Annotated in this window: 15 protein-coding genes and 1 pseudogene; 6 read left to right on the top strand and 10 right to left on the bottom strand. The window is 71.0% G+C overall.

The window, feature by feature from the left end:
• Positions 1 to 223 precede the first annotated feature (223 nt).
• The 3 genes and pseudogenes from Vqi01_RS14945 to Vqi01_RS14935 form a co-directional block, all read right to left on the bottom strand.
• Positions 224 to 652: pseudogene (locus Vqi01_RS14945) on the bottom strand (ATP-binding cassette domain-containing protein); the annotation flags it as partial.
• Positions 653 to 845: 193 nt separating this feature from the next.
• A complete protein-coding gene (locus tag Vqi01_RS14940) occupies positions 846 to 2270 on the bottom strand; it encodes a sensor histidine kinase (RefSeq protein ID WP_204035393.1) in 1425 nt (474 codons plus the stop codon).
• A gap of 10 nt (positions 2271 to 2280) precedes the next feature.
• Positions 2281 to 2937, bottom strand: a complete 657-nt coding sequence (locus tag Vqi01_RS14935) for a response regulator transcription factor (RefSeq protein ID WP_204035392.1) — start codon at positions 2935 to 2937, stop codon at positions 2281 to 2283.
• 128 nt (positions 2938 to 3065) lie between these two features.
• Here Vqi01_RS14935 and Vqi01_RS14930 point away from each other — a divergent pair, with 128 nt between their 5' ends.
• Positions 3066 to 3608, top strand: a complete 543-nt coding sequence (locus tag Vqi01_RS14930; RefSeq protein WP_204035391.1) for an acyltransferase — start codon at positions 3066 to 3068, stop codon at positions 3606 to 3608.
• 138 nt (positions 3609 to 3746) lie between these two features.
• Here the strand turns inward: Vqi01_RS14930 and Vqi01_RS14925 are convergent, their stop codons facing one another.
• Both Vqi01_RS14925 and Vqi01_RS14920 read right to left on the bottom strand, forming a co-directional pair.
• Positions 3747 to 5030, bottom strand: coding sequence for a nucleotide sugar dehydrogenase (locus Vqi01_RS14925; protein WP_204035390.1), 1284 nt, complete (start codon positions 5028 to 5030; stop codon positions 3747 to 3749).
• A 4-nt stretch (positions 5031 to 5034) separates the two neighbouring features.
• A complete protein-coding gene (locus Vqi01_RS14920; protein WP_204035389.1) occupies positions 5035 to 6606 on the bottom strand; it encodes a glycosyltransferase family 2 protein in 1572 nt (523 codons plus the stop codon).
• Between the two features lie 448 nt (positions 6607 to 7054).
• On the opposite strand from Vqi01_RS14920, the gene Vqi01_RS14915 reads away from it, so the two are divergent.
• Positions 7055 to 8239 carry a putative hexosyltransferase gene (locus Vqi01_RS14915; protein WP_204035388.1) on the top strand — a complete coding sequence of 395 codons (1185 nt, stop codon included), beginning with the start codon at positions 7055 to 7057 and terminating at the stop codon, positions 8237 to 8239.
• A gap of 14 nt (positions 8240 to 8253) precedes the next feature.
• On the opposite strand, the gene Vqi01_RS14910 is transcribed toward Vqi01_RS14915, so the two are convergent.
• From Vqi01_RS14910 to Vqi01_RS14890, 5 genes are all read right to left on the bottom strand, one after another.
• On the bottom strand, positions 8254 to 10056 hold the full coding sequence (locus Vqi01_RS14910; RefSeq protein ID WP_204035387.1) for a DUF6311 domain-containing protein: 1803 nt from the start codon (positions 10054 to 10056) through the stop codon (positions 8254 to 8256).
• A gap of 19 nt (positions 10057 to 10075) precedes the next feature.
• A complete protein-coding gene (locus Vqi01_RS14905; RefSeq protein ID WP_239098407.1) occupies positions 10076 to 12610 on the bottom strand; it encodes a glycosyltransferase family 4 protein in 2535 nt (844 codons plus the stop codon).
• Positions 12611 to 12727: 117 nt separating this feature from the next.
• A complete protein-coding gene (locus tag Vqi01_RS14900; RefSeq protein ID WP_204035385.1) occupies positions 12728 to 13768 on the bottom strand; it encodes a Gfo/Idh/MocA family protein in 1041 nt (346 codons plus the stop codon).
• Positions 13765 to 14874, bottom strand: a complete 1110-nt coding sequence (locus tag Vqi01_RS14895) for a DegT/DnrJ/EryC1/StrS family aminotransferase (RefSeq protein WP_204035384.1) — start codon at positions 14872 to 14874, stop codon at positions 13765 to 13767. The genes Vqi01_RS14900 and Vqi01_RS14895 overlap by 4 nt, the downstream gene beginning before the upstream one ends.
• A 146-nt stretch (positions 14875 to 15020) precedes the next feature.
• Positions 15021 to 15650 (bottom strand): TetR/AcrR family transcriptional regulator, encoded by a 630-nt coding sequence (locus Vqi01_RS14890; protein ID WP_204035383.1) that lies wholly within the window; start codon positions 15648 to 15650, stop codon positions 15021 to 15023.
• A 156-nt stretch (positions 15651 to 15806) separates the two neighbouring features.
• On the opposite strand from Vqi01_RS14890, the gene Vqi01_RS14885 reads away from it, so the two are divergent.
• The 4 genes from Vqi01_RS14885 to Vqi01_RS14870 all read left to right on the top strand — a co-directional run bounded on the left by Vqi01_RS14885 (position 15807) and on the right by Vqi01_RS14870 (position 20898).
• A complete protein-coding gene (locus Vqi01_RS14885; RefSeq protein ID WP_204035382.1) occupies positions 15807 to 16703 on the top strand; it encodes an ABC transporter permease in 897 nt (298 codons plus the stop codon).
• Between the two features lie 10 nt (positions 16704 to 16713).
• Positions 16714 to 17514 carry an ABC transporter ATP-binding protein gene (locus Vqi01_RS14880; RefSeq protein WP_204035381.1) on the top strand — a complete coding sequence of 267 codons (801 nt, stop codon included), beginning with the start codon at positions 16714 to 16716 and terminating at the stop codon, positions 17512 to 17514.
• A 146-nt stretch (positions 17515 to 17660) separates the two neighbouring features.
• Positions 17661 to 19166, top strand: coding sequence for a bifunctional cytidylyltransferase/SDR family oxidoreductase (locus tag Vqi01_RS14875; protein ID WP_204035380.1), 1506 nt, complete (start codon positions 17661 to 17663; stop codon positions 19164 to 19166).
• Positions 19167 to 19200: 34 nt separating this feature from the next.
• Positions 19201 to 20898: a CDP-glycerol glycerophosphotransferase family protein gene (locus Vqi01_RS14870; RefSeq protein ID WP_204035379.1), complete on the top strand. Its 1698-nt coding sequence runs from the start codon at positions 19201 to 19203 to the stop codon at positions 20896 to 20898.
• Positions 20899 to 20931 lie beyond the last annotated feature (33 nt).

Here is a 20931-nt window from a genome sequence, read left to right as displayed (position 1 = left end):
GTGCCGACATGGGGCGTCACCACACTGCCCGATGATTCGCTCGCTGGCGCTCGCTCATGCCGCGTCCTCATGTCACTCGCTGCAGGGCCTTCTCGCGGCGGGCCGCAACGTTCGACCCGGACTCCCGGCGGGCCATCCGGCGCAGCAGGACCGATGCCAGGGCCAGCCCGAGGACCGCCCAGCCGCCGAGCACCAGCAGCGTCTCCAGGTGCCGCCACGAATCGACGATGCCGACCGCCACGTCGACCCGGCGGCGCTGGCCGCCGGAGAGCTGCCCGACCTTCTTGCCCGCGTGCGCGGTCAGGCCGACCGCCTCGATGAGCTCGTCGGCGTCCCACGGCCGGTGGATCTGGTTGGTCGAGTAGGGCGCGTAGAAGCTGCCGAGGTGCGCCAACAGCTCCCGGACCCGCCAGCGGCTGTGGTCGCGCCAGGACTGGAGCACCACGCCGAGTCGGGCGCGCCACCGCTCGTCGCCGTGCGCGGGATCGACCCCCAGCACGTCGACCTGGCCGCCGGAACGCATCCGGAAGCCCTCCAGGATCTCGATGGTGGTCGTCTTGCCAGCGCCGTTCGGGCCGAGCAGCGCCAGCACCTCGCCGCGCCGGGCCGTGAACGACACCCCGTCGAGCACGTCGTTCGTCCCGTACCGCATCCGCAGATCGCGTACGTCCAGCGTGACCTGCCCGCCGGCCGGTGGCCCGGCGGCGGTCGGGGCGCCCGCCCCAGCAGTGGCGACCATCGACCCCTCCCCGTATCAGTAGTGCTGCGGAAGATAGCACACATACTACATTGTCGAGCGACGCCCGCGAGCCGGCGGACCCGGCGGGCGTGGGCACCGCAACCGGTCAGGCCACTCTCGACGGCAGGCCGGCGGCCGGCTGCTCGGCGCCGGCGGGCGCTTCGGCGGCAGCGGGGAACCACAGGGTGGCGACCAGTCCGCGTGGCGAGTTCGGCTGCATGGTGAGCCGGCCGTCGGAGGCGTCGACCAGCACGGCGGCGATGGTCAGCCCCAACCCGGCGCCGTCGACGTTCTGCACCTCCGGAGCCCGCCAGAATCGCTCGGTGGCCTGCCCGAGCTGACTGCGGGTCATGCCCGGGCCGGTGTCGCGTACCTCCAACTCGACGCCACCGTCGCGGGCCGCGACAGTCACCGTCACCTCACCGCCCGTCCCGCTGAACTTCACCGCGTTGTCGATCAACGCGTCGAGCGCCTGGTCGATCGCGGTCGGCACGGTCCGGGCGTACGCCGGGACCGGGTCGGCCGCCATGCGCAGCGCCACCGACCGGTGCCGGGCCAGCGGCTCCCACGCCGCCACCCGGGACGTGGCCACGGCCGTCGCTTCGACGACCACCCGCTGGTTCTCCCGCCGCTCGGCACGGGCCAGGGTGAGCAGCGCGTCCAGCAGCAGGGCCAACCGGTCGGTCTCCTCCAGAGCGAGCTGGTGCTCGGCGCGGCCCTGCGGATCGGTGAGGCAGGGCCCGAGTTCCTCCACCCGCAGCCGCAACGCGGTCAACGGGTTGCGCAGCTGGTGACTGGCGTGCGCGACGAAGGCCCGCTGCCGGTCCATCACGTCGGAGACGACATCGGCCATGTGGTTGAAGCTCGCCGCCAGGCGGCGCAGTTCCGGCGGGCCCAGCCGGTGCTGCACGCGGGCACCACGGTCCCCCTCGGCGATCTCGTGGGTGACCGCGTCCAGTTCGGTGATCGGCCGCAGCACCCAACCGGCCAGCCCGAACGCGGTGAGCACGCAGGCCAGCACAGCGAGCAGCCCCAGCCCGGCGAGCAGCAGCCACCAGGTGGTGACGGTACGGCGGACCGCGTCGGCCGGGCTGGCGATGACCACCGCACCGAGCACCTCGCCGCCGTCGTTGATGGGTACCGCCACCACGATCGGCCCGTCCACCCAGGGCCAGACCGAGTCGGGCCCGCTGATCTGCTGGCCGGACAACGCGACGTCCAGCGCCTCGTGGGTGCCCAGCGCCGGCCGCCAGTTCGGTGAGCCCACCACGACCTCCCGGTCCCGATCGACCACCGCCGCGTCGATGCCGTACAGCTCCTGGTAGCTGTTGAGTTCGGTGTCGAGCGGGCCGGTCGTGCCGCTGCGCAGCGCCGGACCGGCCAGCGAGGCGAACCGGGTGGCGTCGGCGAGCCGATCGGCGCGGACCCGGTCGGTTTCCCGGGTGGCCAGGGTCGCCGCCAGTGGCGTGCCCAACGCCACCAGCACCAGCACCATCAACAGCAGGTAGCTGATCACCAGACGCCGACGCACAACTGGCCCCTCACTCGGCTCGCAGCCGGTAGCCGACGCCGCGTACGGTCTCCACCAGGCGCGGATCACCGAGCTTGCTGCGGAGCGAGCCGACGTGCACCTCGACAGTGTGCCGATCGGCGAAGGTGGTCCCCCAGGCGTCGAGCAGGATCCGGTCGCGGGGCACCGCCACACCGGGCTGGCGAGCCAACGAGAGCAGGACGTCGAACTCCTTGCGGGTCAGCGAGACCGGCCGGTCGGCCACGGTCACCGTGCGAGCGGCCACGTCGACGCGGACCGCGCCGACCTCGATCAGGTTCCGCTCCGGCGGAGCTTGTGCGGCCCGGCGAAGCACCGCCTCGATCCGGGCCTGAAGCTCCACCATGGAGAAAGGCTTGACCACGTAGTCGTCCGCGCCGAGCCGCAGCCCGAGCACCCGATCCCGTTCCTCACCTCGGGCGGTCACCGCGATGATGCCCAGCTGGTTACTGCGGCGGCGCAGCTCGCGGCACAGGTCGGTGCCGTCGCCGTCGGGCAGGGTCAGGTCGAGCAGCACCAGGTCGCACGGGGCGGCGGAGAGGGCGGCGGCGGCGGTGGCGGCGTGTTCCACCTCGTACCCGCGCCGGGCCAGGGCGGACAACAACGCGCCGGCCACCCGACGGTCGTCCTCGACCAGCAGAATGCGCACCCCGGCCCCCATTCGTCGGTCCGTCGCTGTCGAATGGTGGCAGACCATCGGCCGCGACGACAGGTCGTTAAGCTACCCCGAGTTTCCGCCCGCGCTCTCGGCACCGGGGTTTCCACGGAAGGAATCCGATGACTGACACCAACTCCCCCTCCCCCTCGGTCTTCGTCCATCCGACCGCTGACGTCGAGGAGGGAGCCCGGGTCGGCGCCGGGACCAAAATCTGGCATCTGGCCCACATCCGCTCGTCGGCGCAGGTGGGCGCCGGCTGCGTGATCGGTCGCAACGTGTACGTCGACGCCGGCGTCACGATCGGCGACCTCGTGAAGATCCAGAACAACGTTTCCGTCTACCAGGGCGTGACCCTGGAGGACGAGGTGTTCGTGGGCCCGTGCGCGGTCTTCACCAACGACTTCCGGCCCCGCGCCCAGAACCCGGACTGGAAGATCACTCCGACCGTGGTGCGTCGGGGCGCCTCGATCGGCGCGAACGCGACCCTGGTCTGCGGCATCGAGGTGGGCGAGTACGCGATGATCGCCGCAGGATCGGTGGTGACCCGCGACGTCGCGCCGTACCAGCTGGTGGCGGGCAACCCGGCCCGGCCGAAGGGCTGGGTCGACGAGCGGGGCGAAGTCGTTTCGCGCGACGTGGACAACCCGCCCCGGCGAGACTGACCGCCTGCGGCGACCGCCGGCTCCGGTTCTGGTGGGAGCGCCGGCGGGAGCCGGTTCCGGCGAAGTTCCGGCGCAACCCACACGGACCAGGGGCCCGGCGCGCTGCGCGCGCCGGGCCCCTCGCGTCGCAGCTGACGGTCAGCCTCCGATGACCACCCGACGCACCCCGACCCAGCGGGCCGGGTCGGTGACCCGACGCCCGTCGACCAGCACCGTCACGCCGGGCAGGTCGTCGGGGCCGAGCGTCCGGTACTCGGCGTGGTCGGCCTGGATGACGGCGGCGCCGACCGGCTCGCCGTCGTAGCCGGGCAGGCCGTGCGCCACCAACTCCTCGTTGGTGTACATCGGATCGGAGACGTACGGCTTCGCGCCCCGCTTCCGCAGCTCCTCCACGGTCGGGAAGACGCCGGAGAAGGCGGTCTCCTTGACGCCGCCCCGGTAGGCGGCGCCCAGCACCAGCACACCGACGCCGGTCAGGTCGCCGTACGCGGCGGCCAGCAGGTCGACGGCGTACTCCGGCATGGCGGCGTTGGCTTCCCGGGCCGACCGTACGACGGTGGCCGCCGGGTCGTTCCACAGGTACATCCGCGGATAGATCGGAATGCAGTGCCCGCCGACCGCGATGCCCGGCGAGTGGATGTGGCTGTACGGCTGGGTGTTGCACGCCTCGATCACCTTGGTGACGTCGACGCCCACCGTGTCGGCGAACCGGGCGAACTGGTTCGCCAAGCCGATGTTCACGTCCCGGTAGGTCGTCTCGGCGAGCTTGGCCAGCTCGGACGCCTCGGCCGAGCCCAGATCCCAGACGCCGTTGGGGCGGCCCAGGTCGGGCCGCTCGTCGAAGTCCAGCACCGCCTCGTAGAAGCGCACGCCGTGCGCGGCCGACGCCTCGTCGATGCCGCCGACCAGCTTCGGGTAGCGACGCAGGTCGGCGAAGACCCGACCGGTGAGCACCCGCTCCGGGCTGAAGACCAGGTGGAAGTCCGTACCGGCGGTGAGCCCGGAGCCATCCTGGAGCATCGGCGCCCAGCGGTTGCGGGTGGTGCCGACCGGCAGGGTGGTCTCGTAGCTGACCAGGGTGCCCGGCTTGAGGCCGGCGGCGATCGCCCGGGTCGCGTCGTCCATCCAGCCGAAGTCCGGCACTCCCTCGGCGTCCACGAAGAGCGGCACGACCACCACGACCGCCTCGGACTCGGCGACTGCGGCCGTGGTGTCGGTGGTGGCCGACAGCAGCCCGGCGGCCACCGCCTCCTTCAGCTTGACGTCCAGGTCCGTCTCGCCGGGGAAAGGCACGGCCCCGTCGTTGACCAGCTGGACGACCCGCTCGGAGACGTCGGCGCCGATCACCCGGTGCCCCTTCGAGGCGAACTGCACGGCCAACGGCAAACCGATCTTCCCGAGGGCGACGACGCAGATGTTCATGGGACTACTTTCCTCTCGAGGACCGCATACGGCGAAGACGGGCGAGGATCCGACCGGGCGTCATCGGCGTGATCGTCACGGTCACTTGGCCCTTGCGGTCCGTGCTGGCCGTGACGAGGTGGAACCGGAGGCCGTGGCGCGCCACCCGACGGGTCGCGGCGAGGCGTTGGTCGGCCCGCAGCGGCGCCGAGGCGACACCGCCCAGCGCGGTAACCTTGCCCTTGCCCTGCCACCGGCGTCCGCCGGACGCGAGGGCCGTGAGCAGCTGAGCCACCGCGACTTCCGCCCGTACGACGGTACCCGGTCCGCCGGGACGCAAGGAGCTCGCGGCGACGGCCAACTCACCGATGTTGACCTGCACCACGTCGGCGGGGAGTTCGGCCAGTGGCGCCCAGCCGCAGTCAGCCGTGATCACCAGTGCCGGAGCGCCGGAAGCGTCTCGCCCCCAGGTCAGCTCCGTAGCGGTGAGCTTGACCATGCGCTTGGCGGTCTGCCCGGTCACGTCGTACCACTCGTCGGGGAATCCAAGGTCGGCGTCCCGAAAGCCGGCGTAGTGGGCGTAGCAACGGCCGTCGCCGGCCGTCAGCGGAGGCAGCTTCTTGTCGCGCTGCTGGCGGATCAGCTGGCACAGCCGGTCCAGATCCGCGTCCCGGGCGAGCAGCAGGCGCAGCCGTACGTCGGCAGCGAGCCGCTCGATGATGGCGTCGGTGAGGTAGCTCTGGACCAGCTTGCGGATCCGCTGGTGGGCCTGCACCTGTACCTGCGGTTCAAGATCCAGGAAGTCGGCCTTGAGTAGCTTCGCCACCTCCCAGCTGAAGTTCCGCAGCAGGATCGCGTCGCGGCGTGGGCCGGGCTCGATCAGCCCCGCCACGAAGTCGATCAGATCCTCGGCGCAGCGCAGCCGCTGCTCGAACCGGCTGGCGTAGGTGATGTTCTGCGCGTTGTCCCGCTTGACCGCGTAGTAGTAGACGTAGTCGGCCAGGACGGAGATCTTTCCGGCACGGACGCAGGCCTCCAGGGTGAAGGGCTGGTCGCTGCCCATCGTCATGTCCTCGCGGAACCGCAGGCCGTGCCGTTCGATCAGATCCCGCCGGAACAGCTTGGTGTTCGACAGCGACCAGGGCAGCTCGCTGTCGAAAAGGTCGACCTGCTCCTGGGTGCTCGCGTAGATCGCCTGGTGGACGTAGCGCTTGTTGGTGCCGACCATCCGGCCCAGCACCACGTCCGAGCCCCACCGGTCGGCGGCGTCCACCAGCCGCTCCAACGCCTCTGGGCCCAGGTAGTCGTCGGAGCCGATGAAGAAGACGTAGCGCCCCCGTGCGACGTCCAGCGCGCGGTTGCTCGGCACCGCCGGCCCGCCCGAGTTGGGCTGGTGCAGCACGGTGACCGTGCCCGGGTACTGCTTGGCGAAGCGGTCCAGTTCCTCGCCGCTGCCGTCGGTCGAGCCGTCGTCCACCGCGACCACCTCGAGCCGGTCGAGGCCGATGCTCTGGCCGACCAATGAGTCCAGGCAGGCCGTCAGGTACGGCATGGTGTTGTAGACGGCGACCACCACCGTCACGTCTGGCGTGCTCACCCGCTCACTCTCGCAGAGATCGGGGCCGGGCCCGCCGTCAGCGCAGCCGGCCGGGGCCGCGACTGGCGCGGCCTGAGGAAAATGTCGTCGAGCACCTGCGCCTGCGCCTCCCAAGACCAGCCGACCCGGGGACCGGGCCGGTCGTACGCGGCGCGGGTAGCGGGCCGCGTCGGCGGACACCACGATGCCCGCAACGAAGTCAGCATTCCTGGGCGCGAACGCCCCGCCCTGCCCGGCTTTCAGACAGGCGCCGCGCCCCCGGACCGGTGCGAGTCTACGACAGAGATCTCCGCCTGATACGCGCCGCCGTACGCGGTCTGCGACCTACCACGCTGATTGTTACCCTCCACCCGGGTTCAGCAACCGGCCGCAAGTCAGCGTCGCGCGCCGGGGCCGGCCACGCGAACCAACCGATCATCTGGCTCAGGGCGAACGGAGACCACCACCGATGAACGTCGTGATGACCGAGGAGTCGAACCGCTCGGCGTCGGTCTGGTCGACGGCAGGTTCGGGCCCGGATCGGCCCGATTGGAACCGGCGGCTGCGCGACGCCGCCCGGCACGTGCTTCCCGCGCTCGTCGCCTACGCGGTGATCCGCCTGGTGGGTGTGGTGACGCTCTACGTCTGGGCCCGGAGCACCGGCCGCTCCCCCGGTTCCCGGCTGGCGAGTTCGGACGGGATCCGGTATCTCGGAATCGCCCAGCAGGGGTACGACGGGTTCGAAAAGACACAGAGCGACATGGCGTTCTTCCCGCTCTACCCCGGACTCATCGCCGCGCTGGACCGAATCTCCCCGTTCAGTGCCCGGGACGCGGCGCTGATCGTGGCCTGGCTGGCCGGTCTGGCCGCCGCCTGGGGGCTGTTCGCGATCGGCTCGTACCTGCACGACCGGCGCACCGGCGTGCTGCTCGCCGCGCTCTGGGCCGCCGTGCCACACGCCGTCGTCCAGTCGATGGCGTACAGCGAGACCCTGTTCACCGCCCTCGCCGCCTGGGCGCTCTACGCCGTGCTGCGCGGCTACTGGGTCACCGCCGGCGTGGTCTGCCTCTTCGCCGGCCTGACCCGGCCGACCGCCTCCTCGTTGATCCCGGTGGTGGGGCTGGCCGCACTGGTGGCGATCATCCGACGGCGGGACGGCTGGCGTCCCTGGGCCGCCGCGCTGCTCGCTCCGGCCGGCTGGCTCGGCTACCTGGCCTGGGTGGGCAGCGAGGTCGGGCGGCCGGACGGCTGGTTCCACATCCAGTCCGCCGGCTGGGGCAGCACCTTCGACTTCGGCGCCGAAGCCCTTCGCCGGGGCCGGGAGGTGCTGGCGGACCCGAGCGTGCTGACTTTCTTCGTGGTGACCGTGGTGGTCCTGCTGGCGCTGATGTTCTTCGTGCTGAGCGTGCTCGACCGGCAGCCGTGGCAGTTGCTGCTCTACAGCGCTCTGCTGCTGGTCACCACGCTGGGCTCGGCCGGCTACTACCACGCCAAGGCCCGGTTCCTGCTGCCGGCCTTCCCGCTGCTGCTGCCGGCGGCCGTGGCGCTGGCCCGCGCCGGCCGGGCGCGGGCCGTCACCGTGCTGGTGACGATGGCCGCCTTCTCCACCTACTTCGGGGGGTACCTGCTGTTGATCTGGAAGTGGTCGCCCTGACCAGGTGACCGGGATCAGCGGGTGAACGGGCGGACATCCCACAGCCAGACGTCGTCGACCCGCCGGCCCGGGCCGTACAGGGCGTCGAGCACGGTCTTCAGCGCCTCGTGCCGCCGGGCCCCCCGGTCGGGAAGCACCACCGCGTCGGCCTTCCAGTAGCGGACGTCGGCTCGCGCCTGGGTGATTTCGGCGGGGCCCACCGTGGTGTCCCGCTCACCCTTGGACACCGCGGTGAGCAGGTCGGCGGTGGGCTGTGGATCAACCCCCCAGCGGCCGGTGGCGTCGGTCGCGGAGATCGGCCCGAGGAAGTAACCCTCGGGCACGGCGAAGCCGGTCAGCCCGGCGGAACCCCAGTAGACCGAGGTCATCTGGGCGACCGGCACCGGCACCAGGGTACGGCCGGGCGCCACGTGATCGCGCCAGGCGCCACTGGTGACGAAGTCCGGCACCGGTGGCCGCCCCTGCGCCGGCAGGGGCACCGGCAGGATGGGCAGGAGCGCGACGGCCACGGCCACGGCACCCGCCCCGAGGGCGAGCCGACCATGGGGCCGAGCCCGGCGGGCGACGAGCCGGTCCGCGGCCACCGCCAGCAGCACGCCGAGAGCCACGGTGGTGATCAAGGCGAACCTGGCTACCACCAGGGCGTCGAACACCGGCAGGTGCTGCACGAGCGCGAACGGTGCCGGGATGTCGGTGCGGCGGGTGCCGACGGTCCAGGTGGTGCCGATCGCCAGCAGCGCCGTCACCAGCCCGATGATTCCGAGCACCCACGCGACGACCTGACGGCGCAGCCAGCAGAGCGCGCCGAGGGCGAGCACCAGCATGGGCCAGCCGTAGAAACTCGCCTGCTCTGTGGTGTTCGGCGCCCAGCCCACCGCGCTGGTCGGGCCGCCGGCGACCGACTGGGTGGCGAACCGAACGTACGAGCCGAGCTTCAGGGCGTACATGTCCGGGGTGCCCGGATGACCGGTGCGGTGCTGCGGACCGGCGAAATACATCCAGAGCGGATACGCGGCCGCGACCGCCACCAGCCCGGCGGCGATCGCCAGGCCCGACAGCAGCCCACGCCAGCGTCGCACCGCGTCCCGGGGCCGGACGGCGAGATACGCCAGGACCAGCAGCAGGCAGCCGAACGCGGTGAGGAAGAGGATCTCCAGGCTGACGAAGAACTGCGCGGTCATCAGCGCGCCCAGCACCAAACCGTCCCGGACCACGTGCCCGCCCCGGTAGAGCGCGACCACCCGCCAGACGATGTAGGGCACCAGCCACTGGGCCGTGATGTGCGGGTGGCCGTTGCTGTGCGAGACCAGCGCCGGGGCGAACGCGCAGAACAGGCCGCCCAGGAAGGCCGCCGCCCGGGAGTCGACCAGGTGCCGGGAGAGCACGTGGTACCAGGCGTAACCGGTACCGGCCAGGTTCAGGGTGATGAGCAACAGGTAGGAGACGGGCGCGCCGAACAGCAGGGTGACCGGGCTGAGCACCAGCCCGGGCAGTTGCATCCCGACGTTGGCCATCAGGTTGACCCCGTTCGGGGCGTTCTGAAGCGTGGTGAAAAAGGGGTTCTCCAGGTGGCTGACCGCGTGCGCCGCGTACGCCAGCATCCACTCGTTGAAGCCCTGGTCGTCGGGGCGGCTGCCGAGCAGCCGGCCGTCGGGGTCGCGCCACCCGCGACCGGTGACCCAGATTGCGCCGACGAGGAAGACCAGGGCGACCAGCGCGTCGACCCGCCACCGCCGGCTGGCACGACGGCCGCCACCGGCCGCTGGCTCGGAGCCGGTGGAGACCGGCTCGCGATCGCGAGTGTCGGGCGTGGTCATGTGGCGCGTGGGGATTGAATCAGCTCTTCAGGAACGGAGCTAGCTGACGTGCCGTCCAGGAGCCGTCGTGGTAGGTCCGGGCGTACTCGGCGGACGCCAGACCGATCTTGACAGTAGATTCCCGGTCGTCGAGCAGCGACTCCAGAGCCTCGCCAAGGTTGCTCGGGTTGGCGTTGACGATCGGCAGGTCACCGCCGACGGTCTTGATGACCTGATCGCTCAAGTACGCCACTACCGGCTTGCCGGCAGCCATCGCCTCCACCGAGAAGGTGCCGAAGCTGCCGCTGGTGAACTGGTCCAGCACGATGTCGCAGCTCTGGACGAGGCCACGCATCTCGGACCAGGTGACGCCCTCGGCGAGACGCAGCTCGATGATGCCCTTGTCGTGCAGCGCCTGCACGATCGGCAGGATCCGGTCGGTGCCCTTGGTCCACCGCTTGGACGGCGCGTGCAGCACCAGCGGGCGGCTCCGCTCCATCACCGGCCGGTCACACGCCCAGGCTTCGACATCCACCACGAGCGGCGTCCAGGTGGCCCAGGGCAGATCCACCAACAGGTCCGGGGTGGTCACGAAGGCCGGCAGACCGCACTCCTCGGCCACCCGCCGGTTGCGTTCCGCCTTCTCGCGCAGCTTGTCCACGAAGCCCTCCGGCGCGTCGGCGAAGAGCGAGAACTCGTGCCGCTCCAGGTGCCGGTCGGGGTGGCGGATCTCGCTGCCGTGCGCCAGCAGCGCCACTTTGATGCCGGCCCGCTGTAGCGCCGGCAGGTCGCCCCCGATGTTGTCGCCGTTAAGGTGCCCGAACAGCGGCAGGAAAGCATCCGCCAGCACATGGGTGTACGAGCTGAGCACCCGCTTGACCTGCTCGAGCTGGTAGTCCAGTTCCTTCTGGCGGCCCGGGTCGAGGTAGATGTCGGCCGGGTAGTTGAACGAGGCGGGGGGCTTGTTCATCACCACCTCGATCGACACGTCCGGGTTGTCGCGGCTGATCGCTTTGGCGAACCCCGCGGCCTGCCCGGCGTAGTTCGCCGGGCCGATGCCGAGCCGGACAGCGGTGTCGGACAGGGGCTTCCAGTCCGGCAGCTCGCGCCGCGCGGCGGCCTGGCCGATCACCACCCCCGCCGGGCGCTCCTGCACGGACCACGGGATGTCCGCGCGGGGGGCAGCCGGCGCGAGACCCGAGATGTCCCGGTAGAGCTGGAGCAGCTTCCTGCTCTGCCGCTCCCAGGACAGGTCGTCCAGGATGGATTCGGTGATGTTCGCGCTCAACTCCCGCCGCCGGGCGGTGGCCCGGCTGACCGCAGCCACGAAGCTGGCCACCTCACCCGAGGTGAACACCTCACCGATGTCGTGCTGCCTGACGTACGCGCTGACCACCTGCACGTCGCTGGTGACCAGGGGCAGCCCCGCGTGCAGGTATTCAGAGACCTTGGTCGGCAGGGACAGCTCGCAGTTCGGCGTCCGCCGGAACGGGATCAGTCCCAGGTCGGCTGAGCTGAGGTAGTCGGCCACCTCGTACGGCGCCACGTAGGGCAGCAGGTGCACGCGGTCGCGTACGCCGAGCCTCTCCGCCTCCGCCAGCATCTCCTTCAGCAGCGCGGTCATCCGCCCGGTGACCACGGCCAGGTGATGCTCGGGCAGTTCGGGCAGGCCGGCGATGGCAGTGTCCAGACCCCGCTCCGGGCCGATCCAGCCGGCGTACACCAGCAGCGGCACGTCCTCGGCGAGGCCGGCGCGGGCCCGAACGGACGCGTCGACGTTGCCGCTACGAATGCCCGCCCGCACCGGCGAGTTGCCCACCACGAGCGGAGTCTGCGGCAGTTTGTAGTGGCTGCGGAGCAGTTCGGCGATCTGGTCGGAGACGGTGACCACCGCGTCCGCGCGGGCGATGAACTCCCGCTCGGCGGCCTTGACGCCGCTGGCCTGCTGCGGTTTGGGCCACTCCACACCCTGGACGTACTCGTGGGCGTCGTAGAGCCAGACACACTTCTTACCGCGAGCGAGCAACCGCGTCGCGCTCATCGCTGCGGTTGGAATGGTGTTGATGTCGTTGGCGTGGATGACGTCCGGCTCCAACTCCTCGAGCACCGGCCCGAAGGCCAGGTCGATGTCGAGCAGAATCGGCCAGTCGGAACGCCAGTCACCGGTGGGCGGCCCCGGCTTGCTGCCGTGGAACTGTTCCCAGCCCCAGGCCTTGACCCGCAGCTCGTGCAGAGCCTGGTGTGCTTTGATCCAGGCTCTCGGCGGCGGATTGTCCTTGGCGGTCTGCATGCGCAGCCAGGCCTGGTGCCGGGCCCGGTAGCGGTTCAGCGCCGACTTGTCGGGAATACGGAACTGGGTCAGTGCCCTGCGCACCCGATGCCGGTCGGCCTGTGACCGGGACAGCACCGTCGCGACCGGCACCCGGATCACCTCGATCGGGCCCATCGTCGAACGCTCGACTTCCTTGCTTTTCTTCGCCGAGCTGCGACCCATCAGGATGACCTCCCAGCCGTCGCGAGCGGCGGCGATGGCGGTCTTCTGGACCCGGGAGTCTCCGGTGATGCCGTTCGACACGAGGACTACCAGTCTCGGCGGGCGGGAGAGCGATGACATGCGCGGTCCCTTCGTGATCAGGTGCGGGTCGGGAAGGCTACACGGCCGTAGCCTGCCAGAGCTGGCGCGGCTGCTCGGTCAGCGGATGGGGACGCCCTCGGCCGGAGCAGCGCGCGGCGCCTCGAAGGTGATCGTGGTGCCGTCGGCGGCAGAGCGCAGCAGCGCAGCAGCCACCTCGACCGTCCGTAGCCCCTGTCGGAGGGTGACGATACCGCTTTCCTTGCCCTCAACCGCGTCCCGGAAACGCTCGTGCTCGACCAGCAGCGGTTCGCGCTTCGGGATGGCGTAGCGGATCATGTCGCCCTCGGCGACGCCGCGGAAGGCGCGCAGCGCCTCCCACTCGGTGCCGATGGCGGCGTTGGCGTAGAAGGTGAGGTCGGCGGTGAGGGTGTCGGCGACGAAGCAGCCCTTCTCGCCGGTGATCACCGTGGACCGTTCCTTGAGCGGGCTGAGCCAGTTGACCAGATGGTTGACCATCGTGCCGTCAGCGAGCACGCCGACGGTCGCCACCATGTCCTCGTGCAGCCGGCCGCTGCGGGAGACTGTCCGGGCCGACACCGAGGCGTACTCCTGGGCGGTCACCCAACTGGTCAGGTCGATGTCGTGGGTGGCCAGGTCCATCACCACGCCGACGTCGGCGATCCGGTGCGGGAACGGGCCCTGCCGCCGGGTCACCACCTGGTAGACCTCGCCCAGCTCGCCCGCCTCCAGCCGATTGCGGAGGTTCTGCAGGGCGGGGTTGTACCGCTCGATGTGGCCCACCCCCGCCACCAGCCCGCGGCTCTCGAACGCCTCGACGAGGCGGGTGGCCGCCTCGACGGACTGCGCGAGCGGCTTTTCGATCAGCGCGCACACCCCGTGTGCGGCGAGTTCGAGCCCGACCTGCTCGTGCAGCGCGGTCGGGCAGGCGACCACGGCGTAGTCGATGTCGAGGGCCAGGAGGTCGCTCAGGTCGGGCAGGACCGGTGCCCGGAGCAGACCGTTGGTGTCACCGAGGGGGTCGACGATGCCGACCAGCTCGACACCGTCCAGACCGGACAGCACCCGGGCGTGGTTGCGGCCCATCGCGCCCAGGCCGATCAGGCCGGCGCGCAGCTTGCCTTCCCGCCGACCGCTCACCGGGCACCGCCGACGAGGTTCGCGGCCTCGGCGATCCGCTCGAGGTCGGCGGGGCTCAGCGAGGGGTGCACCGGCAGGGAGATCACTTCGGCGGCGGCCCGCTCGGTCTCCGGCAGCTCCCACGGGCCGGGTTGGCCGTCCTCGCCGAGGTACGGCTTGAGCCGGTGGATCGGGGTCGGGTAGTAGACGGCGTTGCCAATGCCCAGCTCGGTGAGGCGGGCCTGGGCGGCGTCCCGGTCGCCCCGGATGCGGACGGTGTACTGGTGGTACACGTGCCGGGCGGCGTCCGCCACCGGCGGGGTGACCATGCCGGTGATCTTCGAGTCGAGGTACTTGGCGTTGGCCCGGCGCTGCTCGGTCCACTCGGCGAGCTGCGTCAGCTGCACCCGGCCGATCGCGGCGGCCACGTCGGTCATCCGCATGTTGGCACCGACGATCTCGTTGGCGTACCGCTGCTCCATGCCCTGGTTGCGCAGCAGCCGCAGGGTCCGGGCGAGCCCGGCGTCCGCAGTGCTGATCATGCCGCCCTCCAGGGAGTGCATGTTCTTCGTGGGGTAGAAGCTGAAGCAACCGGCGGTGCCGAACGCGCCGACCGGGGTGCCGTGCAGGCTGGCGCCGTGGGCCTGGGCGGCGTCCTCGACGACAGCCAGGCCGTGCCGCTGCGCCACCGCCATGATCTTGTCCATCGCGGCGGGGTGGCCGTACAGGTGGACCGGCATGACGGCGACGGTCCGTGCGGTGACCGCGGCGGCGACCGCCTCCGGGTCGAGGCAGAAGCTGCCCGGCTCGATGTCCACGAAGATCGGCTCGGCTCCGACCAGCCGCACCGCGTTGGCGCTGGCCGCGAAGGAGAACGACGGCACGATGACCTCGTCACCCGGGCCGAAGCCGAGCGCCATCAGGGTCAGCTGGAGCGCCGAGGTGCCGGAGTTGACGGCGACGCAGTGGCGGTCGCCGACCAGCTCGCCGAACTCCTCCTCGAATGCCGCGACCTCGGGCCCCTGCACCACCTTGCCGCTGCGCAGCACCCTGACCGCCGCTTCGACCTCGGCGTCGCCGATGATCGGCCGGGCTGGCGGTATGAAGTCCGGGGGCTGCCCAGGCATGAGGGGTCCTCCTGTGATCACGGAACGATTCGCGGCGGTGGTTCGGGGTGCGATACTAGCCCGTTGGCCACCGGGCAGCAGATCGGCGTTCGCCTGCCGCCGGCCCGGGATTCACCATCCGCTCGGCGGGTGGCCACCCACGCAGCTCATGGCCGATCTTCGTGGCCCGGCTCGGCGGACGCCACCCGCAGGGCGGCCACGACGGCGTCGGCCATCCGCGCGAGTTCGGACGGCTCCAGCGGCACCCGGGCGATGGCCAGCCGCCAGTAGACCGGCCCGACAATCAGGTCGGCCGCGGCTCGCGGGTCGGCGCCGGCGGGCAACTCCCCGCGCTCCACCGCCCGCCCGATGACGATTTTGCCGATGCGGTCCTGGTAGTCGTTCAGCGCGCCCTGCAGCGTGCCGGCGATCTGCGGGTTGCGCGCTGCCTCGGCGAGCAGGTCGGGGATGATCTGCGACGCCAACGGGTGACCCAGCGCCCCGGCCACGACGAGCAGCAGCAGCCGCACGTCGCCGTCGAGGGTGCCGGTGTCCAGCAGCGGCAGCTTGCGGCTCGCGACGGCCGAGACCACGTCCAGCACCAGTTCGAGCTTGGAGCGCCAGCGGCGATAGATGGCTGTCTTGCTCACCCCGGCCCGGCGCGCCACCGCCTCGATCGACAGCCGGCCGTAACCCACCTCGGCCAGTTCCTTCGTGACCGCGCGGCGGATCGCCGTGGTGATCTCATCACGGAGCACCGCGGCGCCGGCCGGCGCCCGCCTCTTGTCGGTCTTCACGTGCGACAATGTACCGCAACGACGCTACGGTTGCGTCCCGACGTGTTTCGGACTACTGTCCACGCAGCGACGGGGGCGGCGCTCCCCCGCACTGGCCACGCTAGATTCCACGTCGCACCATCCCGCCGGCACGACAAGATCGGAGCGCTCTTCCCCATGGCCAACGCGCTGGCCGACCCCGACTCCGGCCTGACCCCAGCCCAGCTGGCCACCCGGTACGGGCTACGGATAGCTGGCGAGCGCCCCTCGCTGAGCCGCTACACCCGCCAACTCTGGCAGTACCGGCACTTCATCTCCGCGTACGCCCACGCCAAGCTGACGGCCTCGTTCAGCAACGCCCGGCTCGGACAGCTCTGGCAGGTGCTCACCCCGCTGACCAACGCGGCGGTCTACTTCCTCATCTTCGGTCTGATCCTCAAACAGAACCGGGGCATGGACAACTTCCTCGCCTACCTCACCGCCGGCGTGTTCATCTTCAACTTCACCCAGACCAGCGTGCAGAACGGCACCCAGGCGATCAGCGGAAACCTCGGTCTGATCCGGGCGCTGCACTTCCCCCGGGCCTGCCTGCCGCTGGCCATCACCGTCCAGCAGTTCCAGCAGCTGATCGGCTCGCTGCTGGTCCTGTTCGGGATCGTGCTGGCCACCGGGGAACCGCTCACCCTGATGTGGCTGATGCTCGTGCCGGCGATCCTGCTCCAGACGATCTTCAACGCCGGGCTGACCATGACGATGGCCCGGCTGGGCGCCAAGGCCACCGACCTGAAGCAGGTCATGCCCTTCATCCTGCGGGCCTGGATGTACGGCTCCGGCGTGCTCTACAGCGTCGAACTGTTCGCCGAGGCCCTGCCCGGTTGGGCCACCACGGTGCTTCAGTTCAATCCGATGCTGGTCTACATCGAGCTAGTCCGGGTCGCCCTGCTGGAAAACGCGCCGCTGCTCAACCCCTCCCTGCCGCTGACCTGGCTGATCGCGCTGGGTTGGACGATCGTGATGGGCCTCGGCGGCTACCTCTACTTCTGGCGCGGCGAACAGGAGTACGGCCGTGGTTGATCATCTCGCGATGTCCAATGATGTGACGGTGACTCTGCCCCGGATCCAGGAGCGGATCCCGACCGTGGTGGTGGACGACGCCCATGTCGTCTACCGGGTGTACCGGGGCGCCGCCGGCAACCAGAGTCCGGTGGCGGCCTTCAGGAGGATGGTGACCCGCACCTCGGCGCCGAACGTGCGGGAGGTGCACGCGGTACGCGGCGTCACCTTCACCGCGTACCGAGGCGAGGCGATCGGGTTGATCGGCACCAACGGCTCCGGCAAGTCCACCCTGCTGCGGGCCATCGCCGGGCTGTTGCCGGTGGAGCGTGGTGCGGTCTACACGCAGGGGCAGCCCTCCCTGCTCGGAGTGAACGCCGCGCTGCTCAACGACCTGCCCGGCGAGCGCAACGTCATGCTCGGCTGTCTGGCCATGGGCATGCCCCCCGCCGAGGCGCAGCGCAAGCTGCCGGAGATCATCGAGTTCTCCGGGATCAACCAGCGCGGTGACTTCTCCTCGCTGCCGATGCGTACCTACTCCTCCGGCATGTCGGCCCGGCTGAGGTTCTCCATCGCCGCAGCCAAGCAACACGACGTGCTGCTGATCGACGAGGCGCTCGCCACCGGCGACAAGAGGTTCCGCAAGCGCAGCGAGAAGCGGGTGCGGGAGTTGCGGGAGAGCGCCGGGACCGTCTTCCTGGTGAGCCACCAACTCTCCTCGGTGCGGGACACATGCGAACGGACCATCTGGCTGGAATCGGGCGAGATCCGGATGGACGGCCCTACCGAGGAGGTCCTACCCGCCTACGAGGCATTCACCAACGGCAAGTAGGCCCGCCGCGGACGGCCGCCGAGGCCGCGTCGCCTCGTTGGGGCGATGCTGTCCGCGCGTTACTGTTCATCCCGTCGCCACCTTGGCGAAACCTTTCCCCCAGGCCATTCAGAAACAAGCGACGCATCCGAGAGCGAGGACCGGCAATGACGCAGGACCTGACCACCGACCCGGGCACCCGGCCGGAGAATCCGGCGCCGTGGCGACCCTCCCGGACGGTGGCCGTGGTGCTGGCCGGCGGCACCGGCACCCGGCTGGGCCTCGGCATCCCCAAGCAGCTCCTGAAGATCGCCGGCAAGCCGATCATCGAGCACACGCTGTGCGTCTTCGAGACCGCGCCGGAGATCGACGAGATCATCGTGCTGATGGCCACCGGCCACCTCGACGAGGCACGGCGGATCGTGGACAAGGCCGGCTTCCGCAAGGTCACCAAGGTGATCGAGGGCGGCGACACCCGCAACGCCACCACCCGCATCGCGCTGGACGCGGTCGGCGAGGAAGACTGCAACATCCTCTTCCACGACGCGGTACGACCGCTGCTCAGCGGCCGGATCGTGCGGGAGTGCGTGAACGCGCTCTGGACCTACTCGGCGGTCGACGTGGCCATCCCGTCGGCCGACACGATCATCCAGGTCGACGAGAACGACTGCATCACCGACATCCCGGTCAGGTCCACGCTGCGCCGGGGCCAGACCCCGCAGGCCTTCCGCTCGCCGACCATCCGCGAGGCGTACCGCCGGGCCGAGGGCGACCCGAACTTCGCCGCCACCGACGACTGCGGCGTGGTGCTGCAGTACCTGCCCGAGACGCCGATCAAGGTGATCGACGGCTCGGACGAGAACATCAAGGTCACCCACCCGGTCGACGTGCACCTGGCCGACAAGCTGTTCCAACTGGCCGCCGCCAAGGTGCCCCGGCTGGCCGACCATCGCGCCTACAGCGAGGAGATCGCGGGCCGCACCATCGTCGTCTTCGGCGGCAGCTACGGCATCGGCCACGACCTGACCGAGTTGGCCCGCCGCTACGGCGCCCAGGTCTACCCGTTCAGCCGCTCCAGCACCGGCACCCACGTGGAACGGCCCGAGGACGTCGAGGCCGCGTTGAGGACCGCCTTCGAGGCCACCGGCCGGATCGACCACGTCGTGGTCACCGCCGGGATCCTGGAGAAGGGCGCGCTGGCCGAGATGGACCAGGACACCATCGACCGGGTGCTCCAGGTCAACTTCGTCGGCCCGGTGACCGTCGCCCGGCAGTCCCTGCCCTACCTGAAGCACACCAAGGGCCAGCTGCTGCTCTACACCTCCAGCTCGTACACCCGGGGGCGGGCCGACTACGCGCTCTACTCGGCGACCAAGGCGGCCCTGGTCAACCTCACCCAGGCCCTGTCCGACGAGTGGGCGGAGCTGGGCGTCCGGGTGAACGTCATCAACCCCGAACGAACCGCCACCCCGATGCGGACGAAGGCCTTCGGCGAGGAGCCCGAGCACACCCTGCTCGCCGCCGAGACCGTCGCCCAGGCCTCGCTCGACGTGCTGATCTCCGACCTCACCGGCCAGGTGATCGACGTCCGTCGGCCGCCCGGCGAGGCGCCGCTCGCCGTCCCCGCGCCCGCCCAGGCCGATCGGCCGATCAACACCGCAGCCGTCGGCTGACCGGCCGGCACCGTAGCGCGAAGGCGACACCGAGATGCGTGGTGATCTGGTCAGGAAATTGGCCGCCCGAGGGTTGGCCACCGGTGGGGCGGTGCTGGCGTTCCTCGTGGTCGCGTTCACCAGCGCGACCGGCTGGGGGCTCGGCCTGGCGGTGGCTGCGCTCGCGGCCACCGTCTGGGAACGCCGGGTACGCCCCGGCGCCGACAGCGCCGCGGAAACCACCCTGATCGCGGCCGGAATCCTGGTCGGCTACGCCCGGCAGCTCGGCCCCGGTTTCGACCCGGCGCTGGCCGCCGCCGCTCTGGTGCTGCTGGGGTTGCTGCTGCTGGCCGGCCCGCTGCGGGACGCCGGGAACCTGGAGATCCGCGCGGCCAACCTGCCGGTGCGCACCTGGGTGCCGCGGGTCGCCGCCAGCCTCGGCGATGCCGTGGCCGGGTTGCTCGCCGTACTGGCCCTGGCCGCCCTGGCGGCCCTGCCCGGCCTGGTCGCGCTGGCTGCGGCCCTGCTGGTGGGTGCCGTCGCCGGCGCGGTCGCGCTCGAGGTGGCCCGGCGGCGGTTCCGGCCGGCCGCCGGTGGATCGCCGGTCACCCGGGCGCTGCGCCGGCACCGGCCGGAGTTCGTGCTGCACTTCTCCGCCCCGCCCGGCTCGGAGTACCAGGTCACCATGTGGTTGCCGTACCTTGCGCGGATCGGCCGGCCGTTCGTGGTGATGGTGCGCGAGCCCGAGTCGCTGGCCACCATCGCGGCGGCCACCACCGCCCCGGTGCTCTACTGCCCCACTCTGCGGAGCATGGACGAGGTGCTCGTGCCCAGCCTGCGGGTCGCGTTCTACGTCAACCACGGCGCGAAGAACGCCCATTGTCTCCGCTTCACCCAGCTCACCCACATCCAGCTGCATCACGGCGACAGCGACAAGGCGTCCAGCGCCAACCCGGTGTCGGCGATCTTCGACCGGATCTTCGTGGCCGGCGAGGCGGCCATCGACCGGTACGCCCGAGCCGGAGTGGAAATCCCGGCGGAGAAGTTTGTCGTGGTCGGCCGCCCGCAGGTCGAGACGATCGAGGTACGCGCCGAACCGGCCCGTGGCCTGGTGAACCCGACAGTGCTCTACACCCCCACCTGGACCGGGCACCACGCCGACGCCGACTACTGCTCGCTGCCGATGGCCGAGGCGCTGCTGCGGCGGCTGCTGGACCGGGGCGCCACGGTGATCCTGCGGGCGCACCCCTACACCACGCGGAACCCGATCTCGGCCCGTCATCTGGCACGGCTGCACGACCTGCTCGCCGCCGACCGGTCCCGCACCGGCCGAGCGCACCTGTTCGGCGCCGCGGCCGCCCGGCTGACCCTGGCCGAGTCGGTGAACCGCGCCGACGCCCTGGTCTCCGACGTCTCCGGGGTCGTCTCCGACTGGCTGTACTCGGGCAAGCCGTACGCGGTCACCGACACGGGCGCCGACGGGGAGCGGTTCACCGAACGGTTCCCGCTGGCCGCCTCCGGCTATGTGCTGCGCCGGGACCTGGCCGACCTGGACGACGTGCTGACCCGGCTGCTCGACACCGACCCGCTCGCCGAGGCCCGCTGGGCGACCCGGCGGCGTTACCTGGGTGACTTCCCCGCCGAGACGTACGCCGAGGCGTTCCTGACCGCTGCCCGGCGCGAGCTGGACCCGACCTGGGCCCCGCCGACGCCCCGCGTCGCGGCCACCGAGCCGCTCTCCCCGACCACCTGAGGCGTGTCGTCGGACCCGCCGCACCTGCTGCCG

Origin of the sequence: Micromonospora qiuiae, from assembly GCF_016863555.1 — a bacterium.
Lineage (GTDB): Bacteria > Actinomycetota > Actinomycetes > Mycobacteriales > Micromonosporaceae > Micromonospora > Micromonospora qiuiae.
Note: the sequence above shows the minus strand (reverse complement) of the source record. Positions and strands in the feature narration are given on the sequence as shown.

Excerpts from the sequence above, each read along its gene's own strand:
- Vqi01_RS14915 (WP_204035388.1), top strand. The coding sequence starts at position 7,055 with ATGAACGTCGTGATGACCGAGGAGTCGAACCGCTCGGCGTCGGTCTGG.
- Vqi01_RS14910 (WP_204035387.1), bottom strand. The coding sequence starts at position 10,056 with ATGACCACGCCCGACACTCGCGATCGCGAGCCGGTCTCCACCGGCTCC.
- Vqi01_RS14875 (WP_204035380.1), top strand. The coding sequence starts at position 17,661 with ATGACGCAGGACCTGACCACCGACCCGGGCACCCGGCCGGAGAATCCG.
- Vqi01_RS14895 (WP_204035384.1), bottom strand. The coding sequence starts at position 14,874 with ATGCCTGGGCAGCCCCCGGACTTCATACCGCCAGCCCGGCCGATCATC.
- Vqi01_RS14925 (WP_204035390.1), bottom strand. The coding sequence starts at position 5,030 with ATGAACATCTGCGTCGTCGCCCTCGGGAAGATCGGTTTGCCGTTGGCC.
- Vqi01_RS14930 (WP_204035391.1), top strand. The coding sequence starts at position 3,066 with ATGACTGACACCAACTCCCCCTCCCCCTCGGTCTTCGTCCATCCGACC.
- Vqi01_RS14870 (WP_204035379.1), top strand. The coding sequence starts at position 19,201 with ATGCGTGGTGATCTGGTCAGGAAATTGGCCGCCCGAGGGTTGGCCACC.
- Vqi01_RS14885 (WP_204035382.1), top strand. The coding sequence starts at position 15,807 with ATGGCCAACGCGCTGGCCGACCCCGACTCCGGCCTGACCCCAGCCCAG.
- Vqi01_RS14880 (WP_204035381.1), top strand. The coding sequence starts at position 16,714 with ATGTCCAATGATGTGACGGTGACTCTGCCCCGGATCCAGGAGCGGATC.